Consider the following 26377-nt stretch of genomic DNA (forward strand, 5'->3'; position numbering starts at 1 on the left):
AGCTATTTGATTTTCTGTCAATTATGAACGCTAAAACGGAATATTCAAGCCTTGAGATTTCGATATATGAATACATTCCGCATCACAGGCCATTCAACCAAATCTAATCAAACCTAATTCAAGCCAAAATATGGAATTTACAGACCATATAGCTCTAACAACAGAGATATATTTGTTATATAATTTATATTATGTTAAATAGAATACCTCTTTTGCTTCAGTTTTTCCTTTTCCTAGAATTAATATACTTTATCCAACTAAAGAATTGAGGGAATTCTTAGGGTCAATAAGTATTTGCTTCCATATCATCTGACAGGAGTTCTGAATCCCAAATTGAGTTTTCAGTAATCGCAACTGATCGGCTGGTTCAGGAATTTGTAAGAATTTAAATCTACAACTATAATAACCCTAATAGACGTGGATCATTCGCCTGTCAGTCGATCTCAACTGATTCTTAAACCACCTATCACCTACCCGACCATAAACCTAACTAAGTTCTTAGTTTAATAATTGATTTCTTTGATATTCCAGTCGTATTTCCATTCTCGCCCAATTTTCCAGTGTCGACTCTTTAATTTATACCAGGAAGCAGTTCGTAAAGGGTCTCACCTACCCAATCCTAATTCCTGTTTAGAATAACTAAATAATTAGTTCTACCCTACTATCTCTATTAAACAGCTCCCTATAACTAACTATTTAGTTGTTGCGAATATATTGATCTAATCCCTTCTTAAATCCGGTTACCATTCCGAATACCTTGGTGTAAATAATGGAAATCCAGTTTTAGTATCCTCCACTCAAGGCTGTGGCGATTTCTTATAATGATATAATTCCAGAAGTCAGTTCCGAATATGAATGTTGGAACTCGCTTTAGGAAGAATTGCAGACACACAAAAAAAATTGCCCGACAGAGCAAACTCTGCCGGGCAATCCCTTTTCATTAATATACTGCTAACAAATTACTCTTCTACACATGCAATTCCTTTACCTTCTAACTGAGCAATAATATTGGTCGCGTTTTCCAAAGCTTCTTTCGCTTCATCTTCATCTTTAACCTGTACTGCTTTTTCGAAATAAGGTTTTGCCTTCTTAAAGCGTCCACAAACTCTTGCTTCAATTTCTTTGCCACGCTTTTGGTAATCCGTCATATTCATATTATCTACCTCACCTTTCAATTGAACGGCCTCATTGAAATAGAATGCCCCAAGGTTATACAAGGCATCATAATTATTTGGATCCAGAGCAAGCGCTTTTTTGTAGCTCGCAACCGCTTCGTTTACCGCTGATTTTTGCTTCGCTTTCAGTTCAGCCAATTCCTTTTCCAAGGCCGCTGTATCATTCCCTTTAGATGACTCCTTGGCATCAGCGATAGTTTTCTCAATTTTAGCTACTTCCTGAGTGGCTTCTTTCTGCTTCTCAGTAACGTCTGCCAACTGGCGTTTTAGATCTGCGCTTTTAGGTTGCTTTTTCAACAGACCGGTAATACGCTTTACCTCGCCATTATACACTTCGATCTTTCCTTTTTCTGTTTCAAGATCCTTATTTAGGTTATCTATTTTAGAAGTTCCTTCAGAAAGTTTCCCTTGAACCTCTCTAATCTTCTGATTCATTTTACTACTGGTGTTATCATATAGAATAGCCAGATTTAAAATATTTTGAAGATTTTCAGGATCCTTTTCTGTCAAGGCCTTCAATTCACTGATCGCCTGATCTTCCTTGCCTGAAGCAAGATAAATATTAACAATTTCAGCCTTCAAATCTTTATTATCAGGAGAACGTTCCAATCCTTTATTAAGCGAGGCTAGAGCTTGATCAAATTTATCTTCGGCCCGATAGAGCTGACTAAGGCCATAGAATACACTTGGATCCTTACCACCATTTTCGGCATATTTCTCAAACTGAGTGATAGCCTCTGCTTTTTGGTCCAGAGACTGAGCAGCAATACCACCATAAAGAGATGCCAATGTGTCCTTCTTATTAATCTCTTGAGCCATCTTAAACATTTCAAGAGCTCCTTGAAGGTTTTGGTTCTGATATTTCTCCGCACCCTGTTTAACAAATGCATTGAATAGCTGAGTACCTTCTTCTCCAGCAAGAATGGATTCGGCCTCTTTAGAGGATTTGCCAGGTTGGCCTTTCTTATTAACATCCAGCTCTATCACTTTTTTGTAAGCTTCATAGGCCGTTTTTGCTGCACTGGAGTCCAACTCGGAGGCCTGCATGGCGATGCTCTCATAAGTTTTTGCACGATCCATCCAGAAAGAAGCTTTAGCGCTCGCCTTCTCGTCCGTTATACTTTTATCGCTTTTCTCCTTTTCTTTCTGGTATTGCTCTACGATGAGCTTATTTGCCGCATCTTGACCAAAAGCCGTTGCGCTAAATAGTCCGAGTGCTGAAACAAAGAGTAATCTTTTCATAAATCTAAACTTTTGTGTTGGTTTGGTTTTCTGTCGTAAATATATGTTTAATCTTTATTTTTTTACAATAATCATACCGCTGCATCATTATCGTTATCTTCGGCATCATCATCTTCCTCTGCATCCAAATCATCTACCACGTCTTCATCGGTTAAGTCCTCCGACGCATCCGTCACAATAAGATCATTCTTCACAAGTGGGTTGCCGTCTTCATCCAACTCAATTTCTTCCTTCTCGTCAGGATCTTTTAATATTCTGGTTACAGAAGTAATCTCATCGGCACTATTCAGACGAATCAGTTTAACGCCCTGAGTATTTCTCCCGGCCTGACGAACATTAGCAACGCTCATACGAATTGCAATACCATTTCGGGTGATGATCATTAGGTCGTCCTGTTCGGTCACTTCACAAATCGCCACAAGCTTACCTACTTTTTCGGTAGCATTCATTGTAGAGACACCCTTACCGCCGCGTTTTGTAATTCGATAATCATCGATAGCAGAACGTTTTCCGAAAGCATTTTCGGAAACTACCAGAAGTTGCGCATCTTCTCGACTGATACAAACCATGCCAATAACCTTATTGCCATCTCCCAGATTAATACCTCTTACTCCGGCAGCTGTACGTCCCATTGGGCGAACTCCGGTTTCATTAAAACGAACGGCACGGCCTGCACTTGAAGCAATGACAATATCATTATCACCATTGGTCAGGGCTACATTCAACAAGCGATCTCCTTCATGAATAGATATGGCAATAATACCATTGGTCCGTGGACGCGAATAAGCTTCAAGTAATGTTTTCTTAATGGTACCTTGTTCGGTACACATAATCAGATAATTATTATTGATATAATCATCATCTGACAACGTTTTTACATTAATCACAGAGCGTATCGAATCTCCCTTCTCAAGACTAATCAAATTTTGTATTGGTCTGCCTTTTGAAGTCTTGCTTCCTTCCGGTACTTCATATACCTTCATCCAGAACAGTTTACCATATTCTGTGAAGATCAGCAAGTAATTGAGCATGGTAGCCGAAAACAAATGTTCGGTAAAGTCCGTATCCTTGGTTTTAACCCCACGTGAACCTGTTCCTCCCCGGGTTTGGGTACGATATTCTGCTAAAGGGGTACGTTTGATATACCCTTCATGTGAAATGGTGATAAGCATTTCGTCGTCGGGAATCATGTCTTCGTCACTGAACTGCTCAGCGGCAAATTCTATTTCTGTGCGACGGGCATCACCATAACGTTCTTTTATTTCGCTAAGCTCGGATTTAATAATTTCGAATTTCCTGAATTCATTGGCCAGAATATCCTTAAGATCGGTTATCAATAGCATGATTTCCTCATACTCCTTGATAATTTTGTCGCGTTCCAGACCTGTTAAACGCTGTAAGCGTAGATCCAAAATAGCTTTAGCCTGAATTTCCGAGAGTTCGAATCGCTCAATCAAGCCTGTCTTGGCAATTTCCGGGTCCCGGGCATTACGGATCAAAGCAATCACCTCATCGAGATGGTCTAGCGCAATTAGTAATCCTTGAAGGATATGAGCACGCTTTTCTGCTTCACGTAACTCGTATTCGGTACGGCGGGTAATGACCACCACACGGTGATCAACATAATGCTTAATGAGGTCCTTAAGGTTTAGCTGAACCGGCCTGCCCTTCACCAGGGCAACATTATTCACTCCAAAAGAGGTTTGTAATGGAGTGTATTTGTATAGATGGTTAAGCACGATATTAGGAATGGCATCCTTCTTAAGATCGAAGACAATCCGCATTCCATCTCTATCCGATTCATCGCGGATGTCAGAAATCCCGTCGAGCTTTTTATCATTAATCAAACCAGCAATTCTTTCGATCATGCTAGCTTTATTAGTCATATAAGGGATCTCGGTAATTATAATCTGCTCCCTTCCAGTTTTGTTCACATCGAAATGTGCCTTGGCCCGGATAATAATACTTCCACGTCCCGTTTCCAGAGCCGAACGTACCCCTTGGTATCCGTAAATGATACCACCAGTGGGAAAATCAGGAGCCTTTATATGTTCCATCAATTCCGGAATGGTGATATCGGAATTATCGATATAAGCCAAGGTACCATCAATCACTTCGCTCAAATTATGCGGAGCCATATTGGTTGCCATACCTACCGCAATTCCCGAGGACCCATTTACCAATAGGTTTGGGAATTTACAAGGAAGGACTGAAGGCTCCGAAAGTGAATCATCGAAGTTGGGGACAAAGTCAACAGTATCTTTACCCAAATCGGCTAGAAGTTCCTCAGCGAGTCGCTTCAGCCTGGCTTCGGTATAACGCATCGCTGCAGGATTGTCACCATCTACGGATCCAAAATTACCCTGACCGTCTACAAGTGGATATCGAAGGGACCAGGGCTGAGCCATACGTACCATGGTACCATATACAGAAGAGTCACCATGAGGGTGATATTTACCCAACACTTCTCCTACTATACGTGCAGATTTTTTATGAGCCCTATTATAGTTAACACCTAAATCAGACATCCCGTAAAGCACCCGGCGATGAACAGGCTTCAAACCGTCTCGTACATCTGGTAGGGCACGGGAAATAATAACCGACATCGAGTAATCGATGTACGCACCTCGCATTTCCTCCTCAATATTAATGGGGATAATGTTTTCTTCAGAAGATTCTGCCATAAAGAATTAGAAAAGAATCAAAAATTTAATGTGGGGCCTATAAAATACAAACCTTCACGAAAATAATACAAATAGAACGCTTATAAAGTATCAAATTTCGTCATTTTAAGCCACTCAAACAAGCTATATTTTATCATTACAGGCCAATTTCAAGGGATAAGCCGATTAGGGGTCTTACTGGTACTTTAACAGCATAAAAATGATTTTTTTACAGTATGATAATTTGCTCTTTGCCTTCTCTAACTATCCAAGTTCCATATCAAACTTCCTGAATATGCCTATTATTTTAACCCTAATTGCCATCTTGTTTCTAGTCCTGCTTATTGCCTGGCTCAAAATTGACACCTTCATTTCTTTTTTGCTTGTTTCAATTGGCCTAGGTCTGGCCAGTGGGCTCGACGTAGCTACTATCAGCGCAGCCATACAAAAAGGGGTAGGAAATACACTTGGAGATTTAGTATTAATTGTGGGCTTCGGAGCGATGCTGGGAAAGCTCGTTGCGGATAGCGGCGCTGCCCAGCGGATTACAGACGCCTTAATAGGAATTTTCGGTCAAGGCAAAATCCAATGGGGTATGGCTTTGGCAGGTTTTGTAATCGGCATACCTTTATTTTATAATGCCGGCTTTGTGATTGTAATCCCACTCATATTTATGATCAGCACTACGGCACGTCTCCCCCTATTATATGTAGGCATTCCCATGTTATCTGCCCTATCTGTAGCCCATGGCTACCTTCCGCCTCACCCCTCTCCTGCTGCTATAGCCAGTCAGTTAAATGCCGATCTGGGACAGACCTTACTCTTTGGGATAATTGTTTCAATACCTGCTATAGCGGTTGCCGGACCCATATTCGGCAGTACCCTGAAAAGATTTAAACCCAAACCGGATGAAGCCCTATTTAACGTTCAACCACGACCGGCTCATGAGCTACCTGGCTTGGGCATTAGTATTGCCACAGCACTACTACCCGTATTTTTATTAACCAGTATGTCTGCTGTTAAAACTGCATTTCCTGACAACAAACTAGTAGGACTATTGGCTGAACCTTATTTTGGCATGCTATTATCTGTTCTGGTGGCTGCATATGCATTAGGAATACGACGGGGAATGGCCATGCCCACCATTACCAAATCCATGGAGGAGGCTTTTAAAGGCGTAGCCGTGATACTTCTGATCATCGCAGGAGCAGGTGTTTTCAAAGAAATCATGACTGCAGGTGGCGTAAGTACTTATATTGCTGAAGGATTGAAAGGCATAGATATCTCCCCGTTGATCCTAAGTTGGGGTATCGCTGCCATCATACGTGTATGCGTGGGTTCAGCCACCGTTGCCGGCCTGACTACCGTGGGTATCCTCGGTCCCCTTCTGGCCAATACCGCTGTCAGACCCGAACTCATCGTCCTCTCCATAGGCTCGGGAAGTCTAATGTTCTCTCATCTTAACGATGGAGGATTCTGGCTTTTTAAGGAATATTTCAACCTGAGCATCAAGGACACTTTACTCACTTGGTCTATTATGGAAACTATTGTTTCCATCATGGGATTATTAGGGGTATTACTCCTAAATTTGTTTTTATAAAATTCCTGAACAAATATTAAACAAGTATTATCTATGATACAAGAACATACCCCACAAGCTAATTTCGATAAGTTAGGATTAATCCTTCCACCGGCTCCCAAACCTATGGGCGTTTACAGGCCGCTATTAATTGTGGACAATCGCTGGGTATATGTGTCGGGACATGGCCCTGTCATGAAAGATGGCTCCTTAATTGAAGGCCGTATTGGAAAAAACCTTGATGAAGCTGCAGGCAAAATCGCCGCTCAACAAGTAGGCCTAGCCATCCTGGCTACGCTGCATGAAAACCTTGGCAGTCTTAACAGAATCAAAAGGGTGGTTAAAGTACTAGGAATGGTCAATTGCAATGAAGATTTCCTCAACCATCCTTTTATCCTTAACGGCTGCAGCGAATTGTTCGCAAAGGTCTGGGGCGACGAAAATGGAATTGGCGTTAGAAGTGCGGTAGGCATGGGCTCGCTGCCAGGTAACATCCCTGTCGAAATAGAGGCCATGTTCGAGCTAGAGGTAGTCTAATCTGAGCCACCATACTCCAATCTTAGTGTTTAGTCCGTATTTTCCAACTCCATTTATGTGGTACCAATTACAAAATGAAAGTGAAATAGCCTCACCAGGCCTGCTATTTTATCATGATCGCATTCGTGAAAACATAAGCCGGATGATTAAGATGGCCGGAAGTCCCGAGCGCCTTGTGCCACATATAAAAACGCATAAGACCCGGGAAATTGTCCTGCTTCAAATGGAACAAGGCATAAGAAAATTTAAATGTGCCACCATAGCCGAAGCTGAAATGCTGGCTTCTACCGGAGCCAAATGGATCCTGATTGCTTACCAGTTGGTAGGCCCCAATATCGATCGGTTAATCCAGCTAAAAGAGAAATTTCCAGATGTATATTTTGCTTCACTTCTGGATGATCTGGCTACCGCACAGACATTAAGTGATTTCTGTAACCAAAAGAAGCTGGAGGGTTCAGTCTTCCTTGATGTAAATGTAGGAATGAATCGTAGCGGCGCCACCGCAGCCTTTCTTACGGAAATCATCGACTCAATAAAGACTCTTCCTAATATTCAAATAGACGGGCTACATATTTATGACGGTCATATTCACACAGTGGATTTTGACCAGCGCAAAAAAGAAGTTGACAGGGGTTTCAACCAGGCTCAGAAATTGATAGAAGTCTTCATAGAGAAAATTGGAAAGGAGCCGGTCATCATAGCCGGTGGCTCACCTTCCTTCAATGTACATACTTTTCGCCCTGGCGTTCTGCTGAGTCCTGGAACCAATGTACTCTGGGATGCTGGCTACGGGGAAAAATTTAAAGATCAGGACTTTTTAGGTGCCGCTATAATCTTATCTAGAATTATCAGCAAACCTTCCGTAGGGTTAATCACGCTGGATTTAGGCCATAAAGCCATAGCGGCAGAGAATCCTATTGAGCGCCGGATCAAAATTTTAAACCTGGACAACTATCAACTCCTTAGTCAGAGTGAAGAACATGGGGTAATTCAAGTCCCAGACGATATTTGGCATCTGGCTCAGGTTGGCGATGTATATTATATACAACCCTACCATATCTGCCCAACCGTAGCCCTCCATGAATATGCCCATATCGTGAAAAATGGCTGGGCCCAAGAAGAGTGGCAAATCATAGCCCGGAAACGCCGTATAAATATTTAAAACGCTACATAAAATGAAAACGGAGTGCCTCTTTATCAGAGCACTCCGTTTTGGTATAAGCCTTATCTGTATCAATTTAGTCCTTGATCTTGCTCAAAAAACTAAAGACCTCTTCTTGACTTCGCAAGTGGGCACGTGCTGCGGAGAGCATGTCTCCTACTTTAATGGTATATGCTGTATCAGGCAATTCGATAAACATGTCTTCGTCGGTTTTATCGTCACCCATAGCCATAATAAAGTCGTAGGATCCTGTTTCCACCAAGTCCTTGGCCGCTGTTCCTTTATTAAAGGCTGTCTTTTTAACTTCCACCACTTTATTTCCATCGATTATCTGGAGGTTAAGTTCAGGTTGTATATAGTTTTTCAACTGCCATACCAATTCCTGAGCCCGACGGGTGGCATATTCGCGATCTTCAGCAGTACGATAATGCCAGGCAAGGGAGGTTTCTTTCTCTTCTACCACCGCACCCGGACAACGTTTGGCGTACAGATCCATAATGGGTTGAATGGATTCTTTCCAGTTCTCTTCATAGCTTTCGTTCAGTACCCATTCGGAGCTTCCCTTCGCCTTGATGAGCGCTCCATGCTCCGCAATAATATGTACGGGTAGATCTAAAAATAATTCGCTTAAAAAATGACGATCACGCCCGCTTATAATCACTACTGTATCACTTTCAGCAAAAGTAGAGATCAATTGCTTCACCTCTCTACTGACAATAGCCTTTGCCGGGTCGGCAACAATCGGGGCCAGGGTACCATCATAATCAAAAAACAATATTCTGTTTTTTGACGCCCGATACGCATCTCTGATTTCTCCGATTCCCTGATCAGTTAGGAATACTTGTTTTAGCTTTTCGTGTTCTTGTTCTATCATGGTAATTTGTGTAAAGAAGTCATTTGTCCATGCAAAGACATCATATTCACGTATTCTGGAACGCATGACTTTCATGCGCTTTTCTTGCTCTTCAATTGGCATATCCAGGGCCAATTTAATAGAATCAGCAATATTTTGTTTATCGAGGGGATTAATAATGAGGGCTTCTCCTAGCTCTGCAGCAGCCCCGGCCATTTCACTAAGAATCAATACGCCGTGCTTATCCTGCCTGCTAGCCACATATTCCTTGCATACCAGGTTCATCCCGTCCCGTACAGGCGTAATCAGCGCCACATCGCTGGTGGAATACATTCCCACCAGTTCAGCAAAGGTCATAGAACGATACTGATATATAATTGGCTGCCAGTTTATATTTCCATAATCGGCATTGATCCTACCAACGGTCTGATCAATTTCTGATTTCATCTGCTGATAGCGATCGATGGTGTCACGAGATGGTACTACCACCATAACAAATGCCACCCGGCCATGCCAATTCGGATTTTCCTCCAGGAACCGCTCAAAGCCGTACAGCCGATGCAAAATTCCTTTAGAGTAGTCCAGCCGGTCCACAGAAAATATAATCTTCTCCTTGAGCATATCCCGAGCGAGCTCTCTTTCCTTAACCACCTCCGGATCTGTATAGGCGTCGTTGAATTTATTAAAATCTATGCTTATAGGGAAAGAGTCAATTTTAACAATTCTATTGCTAAGGTTAATGTAGTGGAGCTTATTCCCGTGACCCAGCACCATCCGGACTGCTTTCAGAAAATATTCTACATAATCATTGGTATGAAAACCGACCAAATCCGCCCCTATAATCCCCTCGACAATGGCCTTACGCCACTGTACCGGAAGCATTCTAAACAATTCATAGGAAGGAAAGGGAATATGAAAAAAGAAACCAACCTTTACGTCGGGATGCTTTTTCCGGATCATTTGGGGTAATAGCATCAACTGATAATCCTGAACCCAGACAATATCACCTGGCTGGATGATCTCATCGAGTTTTTCAAAAAATAATTCATTGGCTTGTTGATATGCCTGAAAATAGGCATCGTCAAATCGTGCATGTGTAGGAAAGTAATGACATAAAGGCCAAATCAGATCATTGCAAAATCCTTCATAATAATTTTCATTTACATCGTCGGGAATAAAAACAGGATGCGCTTTGAAACTGTCATTCTCCAGAGATAGTCCTTCCAGTTCTTCCGGACTATTATCAGCATAACCGATCCACTGTATTTTATCTCCCGAGACGATGGGATTTTGAGCTCCATCTCCTACCAGAGAAAGAACCGCTGAAACCAATCCCCCTGAATTCTGAAAAAGGTTAACTCCCTCTCCTTCTCTGACAATTTTAAAAGGTAGCCTATAGGCTACGATGACTAACCGACCTATCTGTTTATTTTCTTGAGTATTTTTCATAAAAGGCTTAAGGTCCAAAAATGCAGGACCAGTTATTGGTAAGATGATCTAGTTGCGTATAATATACAACAACTATGCCGTAAATCCACATGACTGAGGGTTTACGGTAAAAATTGCATAAAAAAACGCCCGAATTTTAACAATTCGAATATAGTATGTAAATATAAGCTTGGTCTCCGAAGTTCGTTTGGAACTTGTAACAGCCTTAAAAAAGATATGTAGAAAATAATGCCCGAATAGGCCTTGGAACCTCTTAAAACAGGTAAAAACAAAAAAGCATCTGAAATCAGATGCTTTTTGTGAGCCTCCAGTCGGGATCGAACCAACGACCTACTGATTACAAGTCAGTTGCTCTACCAGCTGAGCTATGGAGGCTTTTATTTCCCGGCGACCGTTTGTCATTCCGTTATTGTGGTGCAAAAGTAGCGGGAAATATTTTTCTATGCAAGCATTGAGCGAAAAAAAAATCTACTTTTTTTCGCACTCTTATATAGCTTCCTGAATAATAGCGAGTTGGTGCTTGAGATCTTCTAACTGGGATTGAGCGGAGCTAATTTTTTTGTCAAACTCAGCTTTTAAACGATCCGATGTTTTGGACTTCGCGAAAAACTCAATATTGTTTTGCCATAGGGCAATATCATTTTCCAGTTGTGTAACCTTTCTACGGATATCACTCTCCTTACGGTAAAGGCCTCGACTATTCTCTCCGTCACGGACGAGCTCTACTTCACTTTCCAAAACCGCCTGCTCTTTCTCCTTACTGGAAAGCTGGGCAATAGCGCTTACATAGGAATTGATCGCTGCAATGTAACGTTTCTGAATAGATTGCATGTCTTTTTTAGGGACGAAGCCTATGGAAGACCATTCCGATTTGAACGCTGACAAAAGATTGAGGGTAGACTCATCCTGACTCGTGGCAGCAGCCTCAATTCTGGTAATAAGGTCCACCTTTTTGGCGAGATTTTCCTCGAATTCCTTTTCTACCTCCTGATTTTTCGATCGCTTATTGTTAAAATATGCGTCGCAACTCTTCTTAAACCGATCATAAATGGAATCCTTATATTTCTCCGGAACCTGCCCTACACCTTTCCATTTTTTCTGAAGTTCTATAATCTTCTGTGTATTTGAGGGTGTATCTTCCCCAGAATTCAAAATCGCTTCTGCCTCTTCGCACATTTGTGTTTTCAGCTCGAGATTCTGCTCTCTTTTCGCCTCTAGCTGACGGAAAAAATCTCCCTTATTATTGAAAAAGGTTTTCAGGGCTGCCCAAAACTTTTTACTTAAGTCCTTTCCTTCTTCCCGGGGCATCATTCCTTTATGAGCGACCCATTGATCCTGGAAGGCCATCAACTCTTTGGTTTTGGCATTCCATTCCTTGATGCTGCTGGAATTAAAGGTAGTAAAGGGAAGAATCTGATTGTAAATATTAAGCTTAAAGTCATAATGTTCCTTCATAGACTTTTTCTGCTCAGCAAAAGAGGCTCGCTGCGCATCATACAGCACATCCAAGCCTTGCTTAAAGCGCTGCCATAATAATTCCTGATCTTCCTTAGGCGCAGGTCCTAGATGCTTGTATTCTTCAAAAATCTGATTGGCCTCTGCCAGAATCTCTCTGGTCATAGGTCGGGTTTCCAAAGATTTACCAAGCTCTTCAACTTTTTCACAAAGCTCCATTTTAAGCTCAGCATTCCTTCTGCGATCTAATTCCTTCAGTTCAAAGTAAATATGTCGGTTGCTAAAATAACGGTCAATCAGGGCATTATAAGTCGCCCATAGCGTACCATTATGAGGGGATGCAATATTCCCAGCCGCCTTCCACTCATCTTGAATTTTCTTAAACTCTTCCCAACTGCTTTTGAGATCGGTAGCATCTGTCTCACGACCTTCTTCCTCGTCCAGCAATAGGCGTAATCTTTGAAGCAGTTCTGTCTTAGTATTAAAATTCTTTTCTTTGTCCTTATCCATTTTCTGGAAAAAGGCATTTTTAAGACCTCTGATTTCCTTGGTAAGTGCCTCGATGCGCTGGGTTTCCACATCCGACTTGTATTCAAAACCTTCTTCACCGCCCGTCTCTTCGACAAAGGTCTTAAAGGCCGCTTCCCGATCCTGTTTTTTTGCCTGATCCGAAATATTCCGAATCTCCTTGACCATTGCGTCTACCTGGCGAAACATGCCAGGTTTAAAATCGGGCTGTTGGACCTGGGTCAACGCAGCCTCTAATGTCTTTATAAGATCTTCCTTTGACAACAGGCTGTAATCAACATCCGGGGTATCTTCTTCATGCTCTTCTTCAAGACCATTCTGAAGATCAATATCAAGGGAATCCATTGTGTTTGTTGTCAGGTCCTCCTGCTCATTGCTACCGACCCCTTTGTTTTCTTCCTGTGCCATCGTATTAAATATTTCGTAAGTACGTTCTTCTGAACTACAAATCTAACAATCTTTCCATTGAAATGGCTATTTTTGGCCTTCTAACATTACAACATAATTTCAGGTAATGAAAATTGACCTCGCAAAAATCAGAAATGATTATACCCTAAATGGCCTTCAAAGGGCCGATTTGAGCCAGAATCCTCTAGATCAATTTCAGAAATGGTTCTCGGAGGTTCTTTCGGCCGAAATTACCGAAGCCAATGCTATGGTGCTCAGCACCTCAGTAAATCATCGCCCATCAGGCCGTATCGTATTGCTGAAAGGCCTGGATGCTTACGGCTTCGTATTCTTTACCAACTACCTGAGTCAAAAAGGGACTGCTATCGCCCATAACCCGCTCGTATCACTAACCTTTTTTTGGAAGGAATTGGAGCGCCAAGTACGTATTGAAGGCAAAGTGGAGAAGCTAAGTGAATCCGATTCTGATGAATATTTTCACAGTCGGCCCCGAGGAAGCCAACTTGGTGCGTGGGTTTCACACCAGAGTGAGGTTATTGATAGTCGTGAAGTTTTAGATCGTAAACTAGTTGAAATTGAAAAACGTTTTGAGGGTCAACCCATTCCCCGTCCATCTCACTGGGGAGGATACCGGCTACTACCTGACTATGCGGAATTCTGGCAGGGACGGCCAAGTCGACTTCATGACCGATTTGCCTATGAATTAGATAAAAATGGCAACTGGAGCATTAGTAGACTTAGTCCTTGATCATCTGGTGATATTCGATGATGAAACAAATTCACCAGTCAATTTTTCTACCTGGGTAATATTGCATCTTTACTTCGGACAGGTCAATAATGCTGTAGACAAAAAAAAGTGTGTCCCGATTTCATAGAGAATCAGAACACACTTTTTTTTCACTTCCACGTATCTTAGCGATCACTCATGGCTACATAGTCCCGTTTTGCTGGGCCTACATATACCTGACGCGGCCGTCCAATAGGTTCTTTGTTGGTACGCATTTCTTTCCACTGAGCTATCCAACCTGGCAGTCGTCCTATCGCAAACATAACCGTAAACATATTAGTCGGTATACCCAAGGCACGGTAAATGATTCCTGAATAAAAATCAACGTTTGGATAAAGCTTTCTTTTTACGAAGTATTCATCTTCTAAGGCGGCTTTTTCAAGCTTTTGGGCAATTTCCAAAACAGGATCTTTAATACCCAGCTTGTTCAGAACGTCATCTGCAGCCTTCTTAATAATCCGGGCTCTTGGATCAAAATTCTTATAAACCCTATGTCCAAATCCGAATAAGCGGAATCCACTCGACTTATCTTTGGCCATGTCAATATATTTCTGGATATCCCCTCCGTCATTTTTGATGGCCTCCAGCATTTCTATCACTTCCTGATTGGCACCTCCGTGTAACGGTCCCCAAAGAGCACTAATACCAGCGGAAATGGAAGAATAGATATTGGCATGCGACGATCCTACTAAACGTACCGTTGAAGTTGAGCAATTTTGTTCATGATCAGCATGCAGAATCAGCAATTTATTTAGAGCTTTTGCAACTACGGGATCTACATCGTATGCACCTACCGGAAGGGCAAACATCATATTCAGGAAGTTGGAGCAATAATCCAGATCATTCTGAGGATAGTTTACCGGATGCCCCTGCGATTTTTTATAAGACCAAGTCGCAATGGTAGGTAACTTAGCCAAAAGTCTAATTATATGCAGACTAGTGAGATCGGGTGAGTCCTGAGTGTCAGGATAAAATGCACTCATGGCCGATACCAGGGAAGACAGTACTCCCATAGGATGGGCGTTGACCGGAAAACCTTCGAAGATCTTGCGCATGTCCTCATTGACGAGGGTGTGCGTCCGTATTTCGTATTCAAAATCGGCATATTCCTTCTCCGTAGGCAACTCCCCGAAGATCAATAAATAAGCAACCTCTAGGAAGGATGCTTTCTCGGCTAAGTCTTCAATCGAATAACCCCGATAATTCAGAACACCGTTTTCGCCATCCAAAAATGTAATGGCACTTTGCGTAGCACCAGTATTTTTATAACCAGCATCTATGGTAATATAACTAGTCTGATCTCGCAATTTCGCAATATCTATCGCTTTTTCCTTTTCACTACCTTCTATTACTGGAAATTGGTAAGATTTACCATCAAGGGTCAATTCAGCTACTTGAGACATATAAACTAAAATAAAATTATTAAAAGGTTAGTACTAATATGTGTTGGCTAGGTACGCAAGGACAAAATTACGTTGAGATCAAATTTTAACATAGAAACAAAGTTATCATTCCGTTAAATTGATCTATATACTATCAAAATAGGGCGCAAACACAAGGTGCAATATCTTAAAAATCCCGGTACTTTCTATTACTATCTCTGTTTTATTTGTGAAAATTCAACTTTACCTTAATAAGATTTCACAATTTGAACTTTTTATTCCATTTTTCCATGGTTAACTCTTGTAACAGGGTTACAGTCGCCACACCAAACATCTATGATGCATTGTACCTCATCATGACGACTTACAGCTTCTCCTCCCCTGACCGTAACCATGACTTTATCAGGTAACGAAGGAAAATACCCAAGACTATCATTGGTAATAAATGTGCCCCATAAATGAAAGACTTGCCAGTCATTCTGTACGAAAATCCAGAAAAACTCTGATAAATATAAACAAACCAAAAGAGGGCTAACAGGGATAGTAGAGCCATCACCGCTCGCTTTACTGGCTTACTTGCCCAAAAATTCAGGGCTTCAGATATGGCAATAGCCACTAGTAAAACCATGGAAACCGTTAGTAAAGCACGGGGGAAGGTCCTAATATAATCGTAGCGATAGACTATTATCCCTACCTTCCCGATAAGATTGGGGTGAGACAATAGATAGGCATTGGTTATGCCCAATATTGAAAGTAAAATTGCGATGGATATTCTCTGGTTCATGAATAAAGGAGATTTATAAATTAATTCATTCAATATTATTTGCTATAGGCCTGAACAATATAGCTTAGCTGGCCCTCTAAGGTAAGTTCCGATGGAAGCCAGTCAATAAGAATACCATCCTTCTCCATCTTTCTAAAAAATGTCATTTGGCGTTTGGCGAAGCGATGAATTTCGGTCTCCAGTCGATCCACCATTTCTGTATACTGTATATCGCCCCGTAGATACATCGTGACGTACTTGTATTCCAGACCATAATAAATTAAATCTTCTGCTGAGATTCCATTTTGCAACAAACCTTGTACCTCCTCTACCAGTCCATCATTTAATCTACTGCGAAGCCTGTTAGAAATTCTATTTCTTCTCAGTGATACTTCTGGATTCAGTCCAAATACTTTTGCTGTATATTTTATCCTTGGGGAAAATTCCCTTTCTTCAGGGGGCAGCTGCATGAGGTATTTAACCACTTCTATGGCGCGAACTATCCGTTTCTGAGTAGACAGGTCGGCGTTGGGATGTAGGTCAGTCGGCAAGCCCAACCATTGCTTTATCAAGGAATCTTTAGACATCTCCAGTAAATTCCCTCTCAATTGAAGATCGACAGGCACATTAACCAACTGATGCCCCCGCAACAAGGTATTAAGATACATGCCCGTACCGCCGCAAAGAATAGGTAGATTGCCCCGGCTCAATATTTGCGGATAGATACGATCTACATCTTCGACAAATCGGCTCACGTTATACTTCTCTCCAGCTGGCAAAATATCGATTAAATGATAAGGTACGGCTGCTTCACCCAGACCGTACTCCTCTATATCTTTTCCAGTTCCTATATCCATTCCTCGGTATACCTGTCGAGAATCTGCACTGATTATTTCACCTTTCAACTGCTGAGCCAGCTTCACCGCAAGCCGCGTTTTTCCCGAAGCTGTAGGCCCTAGTATAATCAGTAGCGTTTTTTTCTCTGTTGTTGTTTTCAAGTGGTCTTCTGGTTTTGCTTGCTTTGGATTGGCTATAGCTCCCTTGTAGTTAAATGAGATTACCTATTTAAACATTCCCTCAGAACGATTCAGTTCATGTCTAACAGGATTTTACAAGTTTCAGACTCCCCGCATTCCATACTACCCCCTCTTCCTCCACCTCTCCTTTCGTATCTGTATTATCTGCCAACCTTAATCTCCGTTTACCTGACTCTGGCACTAAATCAAATGCCATCGGAGGAGTCTGGGCATGGGGTTCAAAGCCCAATGCTAAATAACTCTTTCCATCAGACCAGTCCAGATCGGCATAGGTCATGATATCATCACATCCTACATCACGCTGAAATGCCTTCAGGAGCTTTCCTAGACCACCCACGATGGTAAATTCCATCAGGTTAGCAAATCGAATCAATTCGAAGGAGCGATGTGGTTTATTAGCTCTGTTAAATACACGCACATGACTAAACGTAGCAACTGCCAAAATCAACTCCGAAAGGCCTGAAGTAAGGTCCTTCCAATTATCCGGCAAAACTCTAAAATAGGATTCCGGCAAAAATAAACCAAACTGATATTTGGAAACGGTAGAACCCTGTAAATGATGGTCTTCCAAGAATTTTCGGGCCATAGCTTTATCTATTCTTCTTGCTTTGGTTAACCGGGCCGGAACCCTATGGCTAATGCCCATAAGTGCCAGAATCCTGGACTGAATTATCCAAGAATTATACAGCCATTGGTCCTCCCAAATTAAGACAGCGGATTGGCCTGATTGGCGTATCCGGAACAGGTATGGGTGTATATGATCCACGAGCTGATTACGTCCAAAAGGGCTATTTTCCCATTTGGCTTGCTCTATCCATCCCACCACCATCGATTGGGAATACCTCGTCTCTATCCGATACCATGAAACCGGGCCATCATCTGCAAGCTGCACGGTAGTCCATAGCGTGGCAGATGCCAACCATTCCGAAAATTCTAACTTCAAAACTTTGCAGTCTTTATTATATGCGTCTATTAATTCCGATCTACCAATACGACAGAAGGCAGCATCATTTTGGTGCTGCCTTCCAAGTGCCATTAGTAATCTTTTTTACTATCTTTTTTTGCCTTCTTCTCAGCCCGTTTCTCCTTTAGATTCTTTTCTGGCTCTTTTTTGGTACTTCCTTTGTCAAGATTCTTTCCTTTTGCCATGACCTTAATGTTTTAAAAACTGTATTGCACTATTTGCTCTGGAACAAGTTTCGATCAAATCGAATCTGGGAAGCCAGTTTCCAACAAATTTAGTTACAAATCGTCAATATATCGCATCCGTCATTCAAAGAAATCCTATTTGGTAATCCAATCCAAAATAAGGTTGGCTCTCAGTCCAGAAACCCCGGTACTTGGCGAAGATCCTTCCCCCCTAAGGTCTTTGACAATTTGGTCAATAAGAGGCTGCTGAACATGCTCAGGATACGGGATGGTGTATTTTTCTTCCAATTCTCCTGTTTGAAGAATTATATCATATTTTTCAAAAAATGAGAATTTCACCTGACCCTTGCTGCCCACTATTAGCGCCGAATCTTCACGCTGAGCCTTGTCAACAGTATAACACCAGCTTCCCTTACCTAAGGCTCCGGAGGCAAATTCAAAATTGGCCACTACTATGTCATCGGCCTTATAAAGGCCAGCCTGGTTACGAGCAAACCCCTTTGCCTGGGAGATAGGTCCTAATACATATTCCAAAAAATCGAATTGATGGGAAGCCAGGTCATGGAAATGCCCCCCGCCCGAAATTTCAGGATCCACCCGCCAACGGGGTTTGGCCCCTTCGCCAACTTCTTCTTCATAGGGTTGCCACTGGAGCTTAATATCGACATACCGAATTTCTCCCAAAACACCCGAATCGACAATTTCCTTTATTTTCCTGAAATATGGTAAAGACCTCCGGTAATAGGCCACGAATAAGGGCACTTGTGTTTCCTGGCTGACAGCAACCATACGGGCACATTCCTCAGCATTTCGGGCCATAGGTTTTTCAACATACACAGGTTTACCTGCCCTTAAAGCTTTTTCTGTATATTCCTCATGAACATCGGGTGGCGTGGCAATATAAATTGCATTCACTTCAGGGTCATTAATGAGATCGTCGACCTGGTCGTACCAGCGAGGCACACCATGCCTGGTCGCATAATCTGCTGCCAGCGCACCATCTCTACGCATGACGGCCACCAATGTGGAATTCTCTACTTTATTAAATGCCGGGCCGCTTTTGACCTCTGTAACATTTCCGCAACCAATTATACCCCATTTAATCTGATCCATTCCTATCTTTGTATTTTTTCTGTAAAAGAGTAAATCTCAGTCCAACTACTTACATTATTTTTTAAATCGCTATGTCCGAATTAGAACCTCAACCCAACAACCCACTTCACGGCATTACTTTGGAAAGTATGCTTAAAGAACTATTGGATTACTATGGCTGGGAGGAATTGGGCCAACATATCAACATCAATTGTTTCAAAAAAGACCCGTCTATTTCCAGTAGTTTAAAGTTTCTGAGAAAAACCCCTTGGGCACGCACCAAAGTAGAACTATTGTTTAAAAAAATGTTAGAACGTCGTTAAACACTTCATAGCACTAGTCGAGGGTATTGTCGTTGGTCGCAGATTCGATTTTGTCGACCTTCCTTTTTGCCATCTCCCAGTGCCACTGTTCTTCCATTTCTTGTAATTTTCGGGACCATACTGCATCCCTTTCCGCCAAATCATCAATATGCCCTTTCTTTACTTCACGCAAAATATAAAGTGTTAAAATGAAAAGTCCTGCTATAAGAAATTGGAAAAAGCCATCACGAAATGTTCCTGCTGCTATATAACAAAGTATAAAAACAACAAAGCTAATTATAAACCGTGCTATAGAATATTGTCGAAAAACCATAATTTAATTCTAAACTATTAATAAAAATCTCCGTCTTGGTAAAACCAACGTCCTGCTTCGTAAATGAATCGGGAGCGCTCATGATGAACAACAAGCTTACCGTTACGATCGCGATAATGGGCCTTAAACTCTACTTCATTACCTTCAGCACTTAAAACTTCTAACATCTTCCAGGTATTCTCCCGGGCCCATTTTTGAATTTCCACGATGTTTAGTGCTCCCTGTAACTCTGGGGCAGTAGTCTGAACCAGATATTCTATGGCACCAGTCACGTAAGCGGAATACCGCGACCTCATAAGAATTTCTGGACTTTCAGCGAGAAGTTCGCCCCTGATATAAGAGGCACAACAGGCCGAAAAAGGTTTTAATTGCCCACAATAACATTTTTTACCCATGGTGATGGTATTAAAAAGAATGTAATTCTAATTTTTTTGGGTACATATACACTGAAAATAGGTTAGGCAATTTAACTGACAAATTCATGAGTAACAAATGCTCTGTGAGATGCAGGACATTTAGGGCTGACTAGAATAGCCCAATATATGGCCTAAGGTTTTATCTTTGTACAATACCAATCCATAAATCCTATCGACGGGATTTGTTTTAGATAAGCGACCTATGAAATTTGACGATTACCGAATTGCTGACGAAATAAAATTAAACTTGGCAGATGCGGGATTTAAGAAACCTACCGACATACAATATAAGGCCATCCCAGCTATATTGAAGGGAGAAGATGTCCTGGCCATAGCCCAGACAGGCACGGGTAAAACTGCAGCCTTTGCCATACCTGTTATTGATATGATTCTTAAACAGAAGCATTCCACCAGGTCAGAAGGAATCAAATGTCTGGTGATGGTTCCCACCAGAGAGCTTGCCACGCAAATCACGCAGGTCTTTCAGCAAATCTCCAAACATACCAAGGTCCGAGCCTTCGGAATAGTGGGTGGGGTGGAACAGGATCCTCAGATTTTCAAGTTGGAAAAAGGGATTGACATATTAATTGCCACCCCAGGGCGTCTGTTCGACTTAATCAACCAAGGGCACCTGCGGCTCACTTCCGTACAAACGCTTATTTTAGATGAGGCCGATCATATGTTAAAATTAGGCTTTTTAAAGGATATTCAAGATGTAATCAAATATCTTCCTAAGAAACACCAAACCCTATTCTTTTCGGCAACAATTGACGAAGAGATTAAGAAAGTCGCCTACTCTTTGGTAACAAGAGCGATTCGAATTCAAATCTCCCCCAACGATCGGGTAGCAAAGAACATCAATCACTCTGTCACCTATATCGATATGGACGACAAACGTTATTTCTTAGAAAGAATGGCTAAGGAGAATGCTGAGAAAAAAATATTGGTATTTGTCCGAACGAAAGTACGGGCCGAACGCGTCTTCAAGGCCTTAGAACGCGTAGGAGTAGCCTCCCTTACTCTGCACGGAGACAAAGATCAACAAGATCGTTTTCAAGCTCTGGAACAGTTTCGTCAGGGGGAAGTCAACGTTCTGGTAGCAACTGACGTGTCGGCACGGGGAATTGATATTGCAGAAGTTGATTTCGTAGTTAATTACGATTTACCTGAGCAAGTCGAAAATTATGTTCACCGGGTTGGGCGAACGGGACGGGGCACCAAAAAAGGCCTTGCGGTGTCCTTCTGCAGTCCTGAAGAGAAGCCTTTACTCGCAGAAATTCAGGCCTACTTAGGAAAACCCATCAATGTCGTTGATATGAGCAAGGAAGAGTATCGCGAAACTATCGACTTCACTGAAGATACTAATTTGGATCTTACAAGTCTTATGAAAGAAGTAGAGGAGTTCGAAAGTAAAAAGAAGAAGCAAAAGAAGAGATAAGAAAAAGGCCTGAAATCAAATGATTTCAGGCCTTTTTCTTATCCATATGGAAACAGAATCACTACTCTACCTTATCGGCTATTATTTGCCCTCTAAGCTCGCCATACACGTTTTCGGCGGTCGGTATATTGATATACAGCCCCCCAAGAATTAATGCAGTTTGCAATTCAGTACTAAGGGTCACCGCCCCTTGTACCTGTCCACCTGTTGGCTTATCCGCTAAAATGAACTGAATAGGTCCAGCTTCCCAGGCAGGAGAAGCATTGTTAAGAGTAATTGAAGTTGGTGTTACGTTCTGATAAGTAATATTGTATTTCAGACTCTTAGTAACTTTGTTATATTCAAAAACACCTGAACCTTTGCCAGCCGCCGACACACGGGGTACCGTTTGGTCGCTATTGATAACGGCCGAAAACTTAATAATATCATCCTTATGTGGACCCTCTTCTTTACAAGAGAACATTACTCCTGTAACCAGGACCGCTGTAAATAACAGTAAAATACGTTTCATTGGCTTTTTCATACAACTTCAATTAATTAAACTAAACATAGGTGTTAAATATACATACAAACATAGCAGCTTACAAAAATGATACCAACAGTTCCGCATTATATATTTCTGACGTCTGATTTACGAATATATACGATAGAATGATCCCATATGGTCCGATACCAGTGATCAACCGAGCCTAGTATGGTGATCCTGTGCCCCTTGCCTACCCCTTTAACCACTCCGGAAGCACCTGACGGATCCGTTCTCAAGAAGGTTTTAGGGTTAATAATGATTGCTGTTTGATATAAGGAGGGTAAGTTTATTATAGCCGCTACCAGCCCTAGATATACAATAATAGAAAGCTTATGAATCATTTGAATCCCTTGCCCTTTTCGGGTTTTGGTTACCATGATGTATACGATATAGGTTGCAAATACCAATAAAATAAGGGGAATATACGCTCCATAACGCCGATAAAAAATGATGAAGTAACTGTAGTCATCCAGTGCATAGCCCTGGAGGTCGTGCTCCTGAGCCAAATTTTCCATCTTTTCAAAGAGAGTCCGGGACGGATTGGTTTGAGCCAGATTACTTAAATAATACAGTCCATCGGTATAATTTCCTGCTCTTTCCGACAAAAAACTGAGCTTTAAAAGCAGGGGTTGGTTATTTTTTTCGCTTTCCGTAAAATTTTTTTTGTACAATTCTATCGCTTCACTATAATGAGCGATAGCAAACAGAGAATCAGCCGTTTTTAACTCATTTTTATCGCCCGAAATGGCCCAATTCGGGCCTAGAATCGAACCTATAAACATACAAATTTTCAGGTATTTTGTCAACAGTACTTGCATTATACTTTCAATAATTCTACTTTTGCATCGCAATTACGGAAAACGCTTCGGCTAATCCAATAGAAATAATCGATTCTGTAGCTCAGCTGGTAGAGCAATACACTTTTAATGTATGGGTCCTGGGTTCGAATCCCAGCGGAATCACAAAGAGGCTGTCCCAAAAGGATAGCCTCTTTTTAATAAGTATATCATTTATTTTTTTCCGAAATCTTCCCGGCATTCTGCTTCATGTCCTCTGTAAGTACAATTGTGAAGCTGCCCGACCGGTGAGAAAGTCATATAGTTTTCTCCGTCTATTTAGCCTTGCCCGTATACCACCTTACAAAACGCAGCCGGATATATGGCTATTATTAATGAATTTACAAAATTGATTTTTGCGGTCCCGGGTAAAACCATTATAATCTGAAGGCCGGAAGCTAATCGAAATAAATTCTATAAATATACGCATCACTCCTAAAATATTCACAAGCCTGTTATTACCCATGCTATGTCTTAACACAGATGGAGCATAATGTGAATGAGGCTTGCATGGCACATGCCCGTGGAAATCGTAGCGGCGGACCGCTTTAATGAACCCAATAAGAATGTAACACAAAGAGCCAAGTAGATTTTAGATGGCCCCAAAGCCCGCCCATTTCAAATGAGATAAGATAAATCAGGAATATTGGAAAGTGTTTCCATTAGTGAATTAAATATAGAAATGTAATATTCCAGAGAGAATGGGGATGCTTTAAGGGCCTACCTTCATAAAGTAAATCTGGAGTTAGATAATAATTTCATAGAGAGCGGAAAAGGTCAATAGCGTCAGATTGTAGAAACCGTAAGATGGCAGAATGGATATCAAAACTTTATTTTGCGATCCGATATATAAGGTACTATTGGATAAATAAATTGATGCATATCAACTCCGAGCTGTTCAGGACTAGACCCAACAAAAACGGTATGCCTCCCTTGTACCATTATCTCTCCCTTGCTATTTATCTCAATTATTGCCCAAATGGGGTCTTTATATGGAACCGTATTTTTTAACCAGGGAAAAGATTTGTCAACTTCGGCAGAATATCGGATTTCCTGATACTCTTCTCCTAACCATTGATAAGATGCACTATTGATTTGAAGATAGTGGATTCCATTGATGATATTATGATAATCCTGATGATGGTGACCACTAATCACCAAAATAACTTTCGACCCGCCGTTTTTATTCGAATTTTCTAAGGTATACCGCAATAGCGTCCCATTCTCCAACCCACCTGCGTCATTGTCCATCCCTTGATGGCAAAAAACAACGGTGGGAAGATTCGTACTGGACAAATCGGCTTTAAGCCATTCAACCTGCTTGGGAGAAATATATCGGGCATACCCCTTCGGCCGGTTAGGGTCCTCATTATGCTCATTACCATCTAGTATTACAAAATGATAATCTTTCAGATCAAAAGAGTAATACCGGCCTTCTGCATTCCAGAATTTCAGTACCTGCTCTTTACTATATCCCCCGTCTGTATCGTGATTTCCTAAAACGTGATGTTTAGGACCACTAAACTCATTCCAAATATTCATTAAAACTTGATTCTCCTTTTTAGGAACACAAAAATCTCCACCTTGTATAATAAATTCTGGGGACTCTTTCTTCATAGAATTAATAAATGCGCGCATTCGGTCCGCGCCATCATGCATTAAATCAAAGTGTAAATCCGTTATGATTCCAAATCGAACGGATTTCACACCCATATTTTTAGGAATAAGTTCAGAAGTCATCAAGAGCCCCCCGGCCAGACCGGAGCGTTTGAGGAATGCTTTTCTATCCATTTTTAATGAACTCGACATGTTGACAGGTTTAGAAATGACACTATATTTTCAACCTGCAAATAAAGTCAAAACATTCTCAAAAGGTAAACTTATACTTTACTTTATAATTAAATTTTATACTTTTCTATGTGAAAAGGAAAATTAAGCTGATGTAATAGATGCATGACGGCGGGAGAGTTTCCTATCAATAGGACAGGGCTCTCCAATGATTATTTCAGACTATTTAACCATGCCTGAGCGTTTCGCCGAGCTGCCTCCGTTGGCTCCGGCCCCATACGGTAACAGAATTTCCATATTTCATGTTTTTGCTCATAGGAGGGATTAATAAATTTCTTGCGATTATTTACTAACTTGGTCTGAGCTTTGAAATCGATATTTTTGCTGTTTTCCAAAAAATATAGCAAACGACTTTTGATCAATTGATTAGGATCCTTTAGTCGACTTAGGGCCTGAGCGTTTTCGAGATTATTTGTTTCAATTCGTCCCTTTTCGCTTTCTATATCCCGCTCTGCCTGATGCCTTGCATATTTGGCTTTAAAAGTTTCAAAATCTGACTTTAGCAAAGGTTTAAGTGACTTGTAAAACAGAGCCTCCTTTTTGGCATCGTCTATTTGCTTTTTCATTTCCACCCTATCTTTCGGTGGAAGGCTGGAAAGCATCCCTTCCATTCCTGAGAATGTCTCTCCATTTTGTATGAGGATATCCAAGGTAGGAGTAAAGTCGGCCGGTTGCATATTTTGGGTATTACGAAGATGGCGCTTATACTTTTCTTCTATATCACCCTCCAGTGTCTTCAAGTCTATTTGCGGATACTGTTTATCCAGCCAAGCGGCATAGCGCTCCTTAAAGTCTTTAGAAGCCGAATAGCCTTTCGCCCAGGTTGCCAAAAAATCGATAGCCTGGGTTTGTCGGCTGGGATCCAAAGTTTGAGCTGCCTTTTTCATATTGCTACTCCATCCGTAAAGTTGAAATTGCTTTTGTTTTAGATTGGAAAAAAACCGATCACGGAGTTCCATTTCACTCGTATTTAAATCTGTCAATACATCCGATACCTTCCAGGCAACCTGGAAAAGACATACAAGGATAAGGGCAATACAAATGGATACAATTCTAAATTTTTTCATGGCTAATAATGTAAAGTAAATGGCCTTCTTAGAGGCGTTATAAGAATTAAATATGGGCATATCAGGCTGCCCAGCAGAGCGGCTCGAATTGGGCTGATGCTTGACCCTTTTCTATAGATATCACTACTTTCCAACCGGTCCGATCACATTCGCTCAACCTTAGACTGGCGGGTATTGGCAGGCATAAGGCCCCGACTAGCCTTATATTAAGAAACTGGTAAAGAATAGCTTTCCTATGGCAGCACAGGATAAGCATCGTCATTAATAGACTGTATTTTAAAGATTTCATGATGATTGATTTTAACGGGGGGCGATATTTTAAAGTAATTAAACCTAACTTATAGAAGCC

General features: G+C 41.4%; 21 protein-coding genes and 2 tRNA genes. 7 read left to right on the top strand and 16 right to left on the bottom strand.

Annotation, left to right across the window (positions count from 1 at the left end; genetic code table 11):
* Positions 1 to 959: 959 nt before the first annotated feature.
* Positions 960 to 2417: a tetratricopeptide repeat protein gene (locus tag X939_RS0102120; protein ID WP_025761624.1), complete on the bottom strand. Its 1458-nt coding sequence runs from the start codon at positions 2415 to 2417 to the stop codon at positions 960 to 962.
* Positions 2418 to 2488: 71 nt separating this feature from the next.
* The gene (gene gyrA / locus X939_RS0102125; protein ID WP_025761625.1) at positions 2489 to 5101 is read right to left on the bottom strand and encodes a DNA gyrase subunit A; all 2613 of its coding nucleotides are present in this window, start codon (positions 5099 to 5101) and stop codon (positions 2489 to 2491) included.
* Between the two features lie 274 nt (positions 5102 to 5375).
* Between gyrA and X939_RS0102130 the strand changes: the two genes are divergently transcribed.
* From X939_RS0102130 to X939_RS0102140, 3 genes are read left to right on the top strand one after another with little or no spacing between them, the layout of a single operon-like run.
* On the top strand, positions 5376 to 6680 hold the full coding sequence (locus X939_RS0102130; protein ID WP_025761626.1) for a gluconate:H+ symporter: 1305 nt from the start codon (positions 5376 to 5378) through the stop codon (positions 6678 to 6680).
* A gap of 33 nt (positions 6681 to 6713) precedes the next feature.
* Positions 6714 to 7196, top strand: a complete 483-nt coding sequence (locus X939_RS0102135; RefSeq protein ID WP_025761627.1) for a RidA family protein — start codon at positions 6714 to 6716, stop codon at positions 7194 to 7196.
* 55 nt (positions 7197 to 7251) lie between these two features.
* Complete coding sequence (locus X939_RS0102140) at positions 7252 to 8358, top strand: D-TA family PLP-dependent enzyme (RefSeq protein WP_025761629.1); 1107 nt, start codon at positions 7252 to 7254, stop codon at positions 8356 to 8358.
* A 76-nt stretch (positions 8359 to 8434) separates the two neighbouring features.
* On the opposite strand, the gene X939_RS0102145 is transcribed toward X939_RS0102140, so the two are convergent.
* The 3 genes from X939_RS0102145 to X939_RS0102155 form a co-directional block, all read right to left on the bottom strand.
* Positions 8435 to 10660, bottom strand: a complete 2226-nt coding sequence (locus X939_RS0102145) for a bifunctional alpha,alpha-trehalose-phosphate synthase (UDP-forming)/trehalose-phosphatase (RefSeq protein WP_025761630.1) — start codon at positions 10658 to 10660, stop codon at positions 8435 to 8437.
* Positions 10661 to 10962: 302 nt separating this feature from the next.
* Positions 10963 to 11035 (bottom strand) — tRNA-Thr (locus X939_RS0102150).
* A gap of 111 nt (positions 11036 to 11146) precedes the next feature.
* Entirely contained in the window at positions 11147 to 13051 is a 1905-nt protein-coding gene (locus tag X939_RS0102155) for a DUF349 domain-containing protein (protein WP_025761632.1), read from the bottom strand.
* A 106-nt stretch (positions 13052 to 13157) separates the two neighbouring features.
* Here X939_RS0102155 and pdxH point away from each other — a divergent pair, with 106 nt between their 5' ends.
* Positions 13158 to 13799 (top strand): pyridoxamine 5'-phosphate oxidase, encoded by a 642-nt coding sequence (pdxH, locus tag X939_RS0102160; RefSeq protein WP_025761633.1) that lies wholly within the window; start codon positions 13158 to 13160, stop codon positions 13797 to 13799.
* 164 nt (positions 13800 to 13963) lie between these two features.
* Here the strand turns inward: pdxH and X939_RS0102165 are convergent, their stop codons facing one another.
* From X939_RS0102165 to X939_RS0102190, 5 genes are all read right to left on the bottom strand, one after another.
* Positions 13964 to 15241: a citrate synthase gene (locus tag X939_RS0102165; RefSeq protein WP_025761634.1), complete on the bottom strand. Its 1278-nt coding sequence runs from the start codon at positions 15239 to 15241 to the stop codon at positions 13964 to 13966.
* A gap of 343 nt (positions 15242 to 15584) precedes the next feature.
* Positions 15585 to 16004, bottom strand: coding sequence for a hypothetical protein (locus X939_RS0102170; protein WP_025761635.1), 420 nt, complete (start codon positions 16002 to 16004; stop codon positions 15585 to 15587).
* A gap of 35 nt (positions 16005 to 16039) precedes the next feature.
* Positions 16040 to 16981 (bottom strand): tRNA (adenosine(37)-N6)-dimethylallyltransferase MiaA, encoded by a 942-nt coding sequence (miaA, locus tag X939_RS0102175; protein ID WP_025761636.1) that lies wholly within the window; start codon positions 16979 to 16981, stop codon positions 16040 to 16042.
* Between the two features lie 100 nt (positions 16982 to 17081).
* Entirely contained in the window at positions 17082 to 18056 is a 975-nt protein-coding gene (locus X939_RS21970) for a hypothetical protein (protein ID WP_025761637.1), read from the bottom strand.
* A gap of 248 nt (positions 18057 to 18304) precedes the next feature.
* Positions 18305 to 19282, bottom strand: a complete 978-nt coding sequence (locus X939_RS0102190; RefSeq protein WP_025761638.1) for a Gfo/Idh/MocA family protein — start codon at positions 19280 to 19282, stop codon at positions 18305 to 18307.
* Positions 19283 to 19353: 71 nt separating this feature from the next.
* Between X939_RS0102190 and X939_RS0102195 the strand changes: the two genes are divergently transcribed.
* Positions 19354 to 19584 (top strand): VF530 family protein, encoded by a 231-nt coding sequence (locus tag X939_RS0102195; RefSeq protein WP_025761639.1) that lies wholly within the window; start codon positions 19354 to 19356, stop codon positions 19582 to 19584.
* A 13-nt stretch (positions 19585 to 19597) separates the two neighbouring features.
* Here X939_RS0102195 and X939_RS23555 read toward each other — a convergent pair whose 3' ends face one another.
* Both X939_RS23555 and X939_RS0102205 read right to left on the bottom strand, forming a co-directional pair.
* Positions 19598 to 19756, bottom strand: coding sequence for a hypothetical protein (locus X939_RS23555; RefSeq protein WP_157493013.1), 159 nt, complete (start codon positions 19754 to 19756; stop codon positions 19598 to 19600).
* Positions 19757 to 19914: 158 nt separating this feature from the next.
* On the bottom strand, positions 19915 to 20292 hold the full coding sequence (locus tag X939_RS0102205) for a YchJ family protein (RefSeq protein ID WP_025761642.1): 378 nt from the start codon (positions 20290 to 20292) through the stop codon (positions 19915 to 19917).
* Between the two features lie 223 nt (positions 20293 to 20515).
* Between X939_RS0102205 and X939_RS0102210 the strand changes: the two genes are divergently transcribed.
* Positions 20516 to 21751 (top strand): DEAD/DEAH box helicase, encoded by a 1236-nt coding sequence (locus X939_RS0102210; protein WP_025761643.1) that lies wholly within the window; start codon positions 20516 to 20518, stop codon positions 21749 to 21751.
* A 61-nt stretch (positions 21752 to 21812) separates the two neighbouring features.
* On the opposite strand, the gene X939_RS0102215 is transcribed toward X939_RS0102210, so the two are convergent.
* Together X939_RS0102215 and X939_RS0102220 are read right to left on the bottom strand one after the other, a co-directional pair.
* A complete protein-coding gene (locus X939_RS0102215; protein WP_025761644.1) occupies positions 21813 to 22274 on the bottom strand; it encodes a CHRD domain-containing protein in 462 nt (153 codons plus the stop codon).
* Positions 22275 to 22360: 86 nt separating this feature from the next.
* Positions 22361 to 23059 (bottom strand): hypothetical protein, encoded by a 699-nt coding sequence (locus X939_RS0102220; protein WP_025761645.1) that lies wholly within the window; start codon positions 23057 to 23059, stop codon positions 22361 to 22363.
* 107 nt (positions 23060 to 23166) lie between these two features.
* Here X939_RS0102220 and X939_RS0102225 point away from each other — a divergent pair.
* Positions 23167 to 23239: transfer RNA gene (locus X939_RS0102225), tRNA-Lys, on the top strand.
* Positions 23240 to 23935: 696 nt separating this feature from the next.
* On the opposite strand, the gene X939_RS0102235 is transcribed toward X939_RS0102225, so the two are convergent.
* Positions 23936 to 24922, bottom strand: coding sequence for a metallophosphoesterase family protein (locus X939_RS0102235; protein WP_229235943.1), 987 nt, complete (start codon positions 24920 to 24922; stop codon positions 23936 to 23938).
* Positions 24923 to 25113: 191 nt separating this feature from the next.
* The gene (locus X939_RS0102245) at positions 25114 to 26028 is read right to left on the bottom strand and encodes a hypothetical protein (protein WP_131694679.1); all 915 of its coding nucleotides are present in this window, start codon (positions 26026 to 26028) and stop codon (positions 25114 to 25116) included.
* Positions 26029 to 26377: the final 349 nt, after the last annotated feature.

The sequence above is a fragment of the Dyadobacter tibetensis Y620-1 genome (assembly GCF_000566685.1).
Lineage (GTDB): Bacteria > Bacteroidota > Bacteroidia > Cytophagales > Spirosomataceae > Dyadobacter > Dyadobacter tibetensis.

Bases quoted from the DNA above. Each gene is read 5' to 3' on its own strand.
- X939_RS0102120 (WP_025761624.1), bottom strand. From the start codon at position 2,417: ATGAAAAGATTACTCTTTGTTTCAGCACTCGGACTATTTAGCGCAACG.
- gyrA (WP_025761625.1), bottom strand. From the start codon at position 5,101: ATGGCAGAATCTTCTGAAGAAAACATTATCCCCATTAATATTGAGGAG.
- X939_RS0102130 (WP_025761626.1), top strand. From the start codon at position 5,376: ATGCCTATTATTTTAACCCTAATTGCCATCTTGTTTCTAGTCCTGCTT.
- X939_RS0102135 (WP_025761627.1), top strand. From the start codon at position 6,714: ATGATACAAGAACATACCCCACAAGCTAATTTCGATAAGTTAGGATTA.
- X939_RS0102140 (WP_025761629.1), top strand. From the start codon at position 7,252: ATGTGGTACCAATTACAAAATGAAAGTGAAATAGCCTCACCAGGCCTG.
- X939_RS0102145 (WP_025761630.1), bottom strand. From the start codon at position 10,660: ATGAAAAATACTCAAGAAAATAAACAGATAGGTCGGTTAGTCATCGTA.
- X939_RS0102155 (WP_025761632.1), bottom strand. From the start codon at position 13,051: ATGGCACAGGAAGAAAACAAAGGGGTCGGTAGCAATGAGCAGGAGGAC.
- pdxH (WP_025761633.1), top strand. From the start codon at position 13,158: ATGAAAATTGACCTCGCAAAAATCAGAAATGATTATACCCTAAATGGC.
- X939_RS0102165 (WP_025761634.1), bottom strand. From the start codon at position 15,241: ATGTCTCAAGTAGCTGAATTGACCCTTGATGGTAAATCTTACCAATTT.
- X939_RS0102170 (WP_025761635.1), bottom strand. From the start codon at position 16,004: ATGAACCAGAGAATATCCATCGCAATTTTACTTTCAATATTGGGCATA.
- X939_RS21970 (WP_025761637.1), bottom strand. From the start codon at position 18,056: ATGGCACTTGGAAGGCAGCACCAAAATGATGCTGCCTTCTGTCGTATT.
- X939_RS0102190 (WP_025761638.1), bottom strand. From the start codon at position 19,282: ATGGATCAGATTAAATGGGGTATAATTGGTTGCGGAAATGTTACAGAG.
- X939_RS0102195 (WP_025761639.1), top strand. From the start codon at position 19,354: ATGTCCGAATTAGAACCTCAACCCAACAACCCACTTCACGGCATTACT.
- X939_RS0102205 (WP_025761642.1), bottom strand. From the start codon at position 20,292: ATGGGTAAAAAATGTTATTGTGGGCAATTAAAACCTTTTTCGGCCTGT.
- X939_RS0102210 (WP_025761643.1), top strand. From the start codon at position 20,516: ATGAAATTTGACGATTACCGAATTGCTGACGAAATAAAATTAAACTTG.
- X939_RS0102215 (WP_025761644.1), bottom strand. From the start codon at position 22,274: ATGAAAAAGCCAATGAAACGTATTTTACTGTTATTTACAGCGGTCCTG.
- X939_RS0102220 (WP_025761645.1), bottom strand. From the start codon at position 23,059: ATGTTTATAGGTTCGATTCTAGGCCCGAATTGGGCCATTTCGGGCGAT.
- X939_RS0102235 (WP_229235943.1), bottom strand. From the start codon at position 24,922: ATGTCGAGTTCATTAAAAATGGATAGAAAAGCATTCCTCAAACGCTCC.
- X939_RS0102245 (WP_131694679.1), bottom strand. From the start codon at position 26,028: ATGAAAAAATTTAGAATTGTATCCATTTGTATTGCCCTTATCCTTGTA.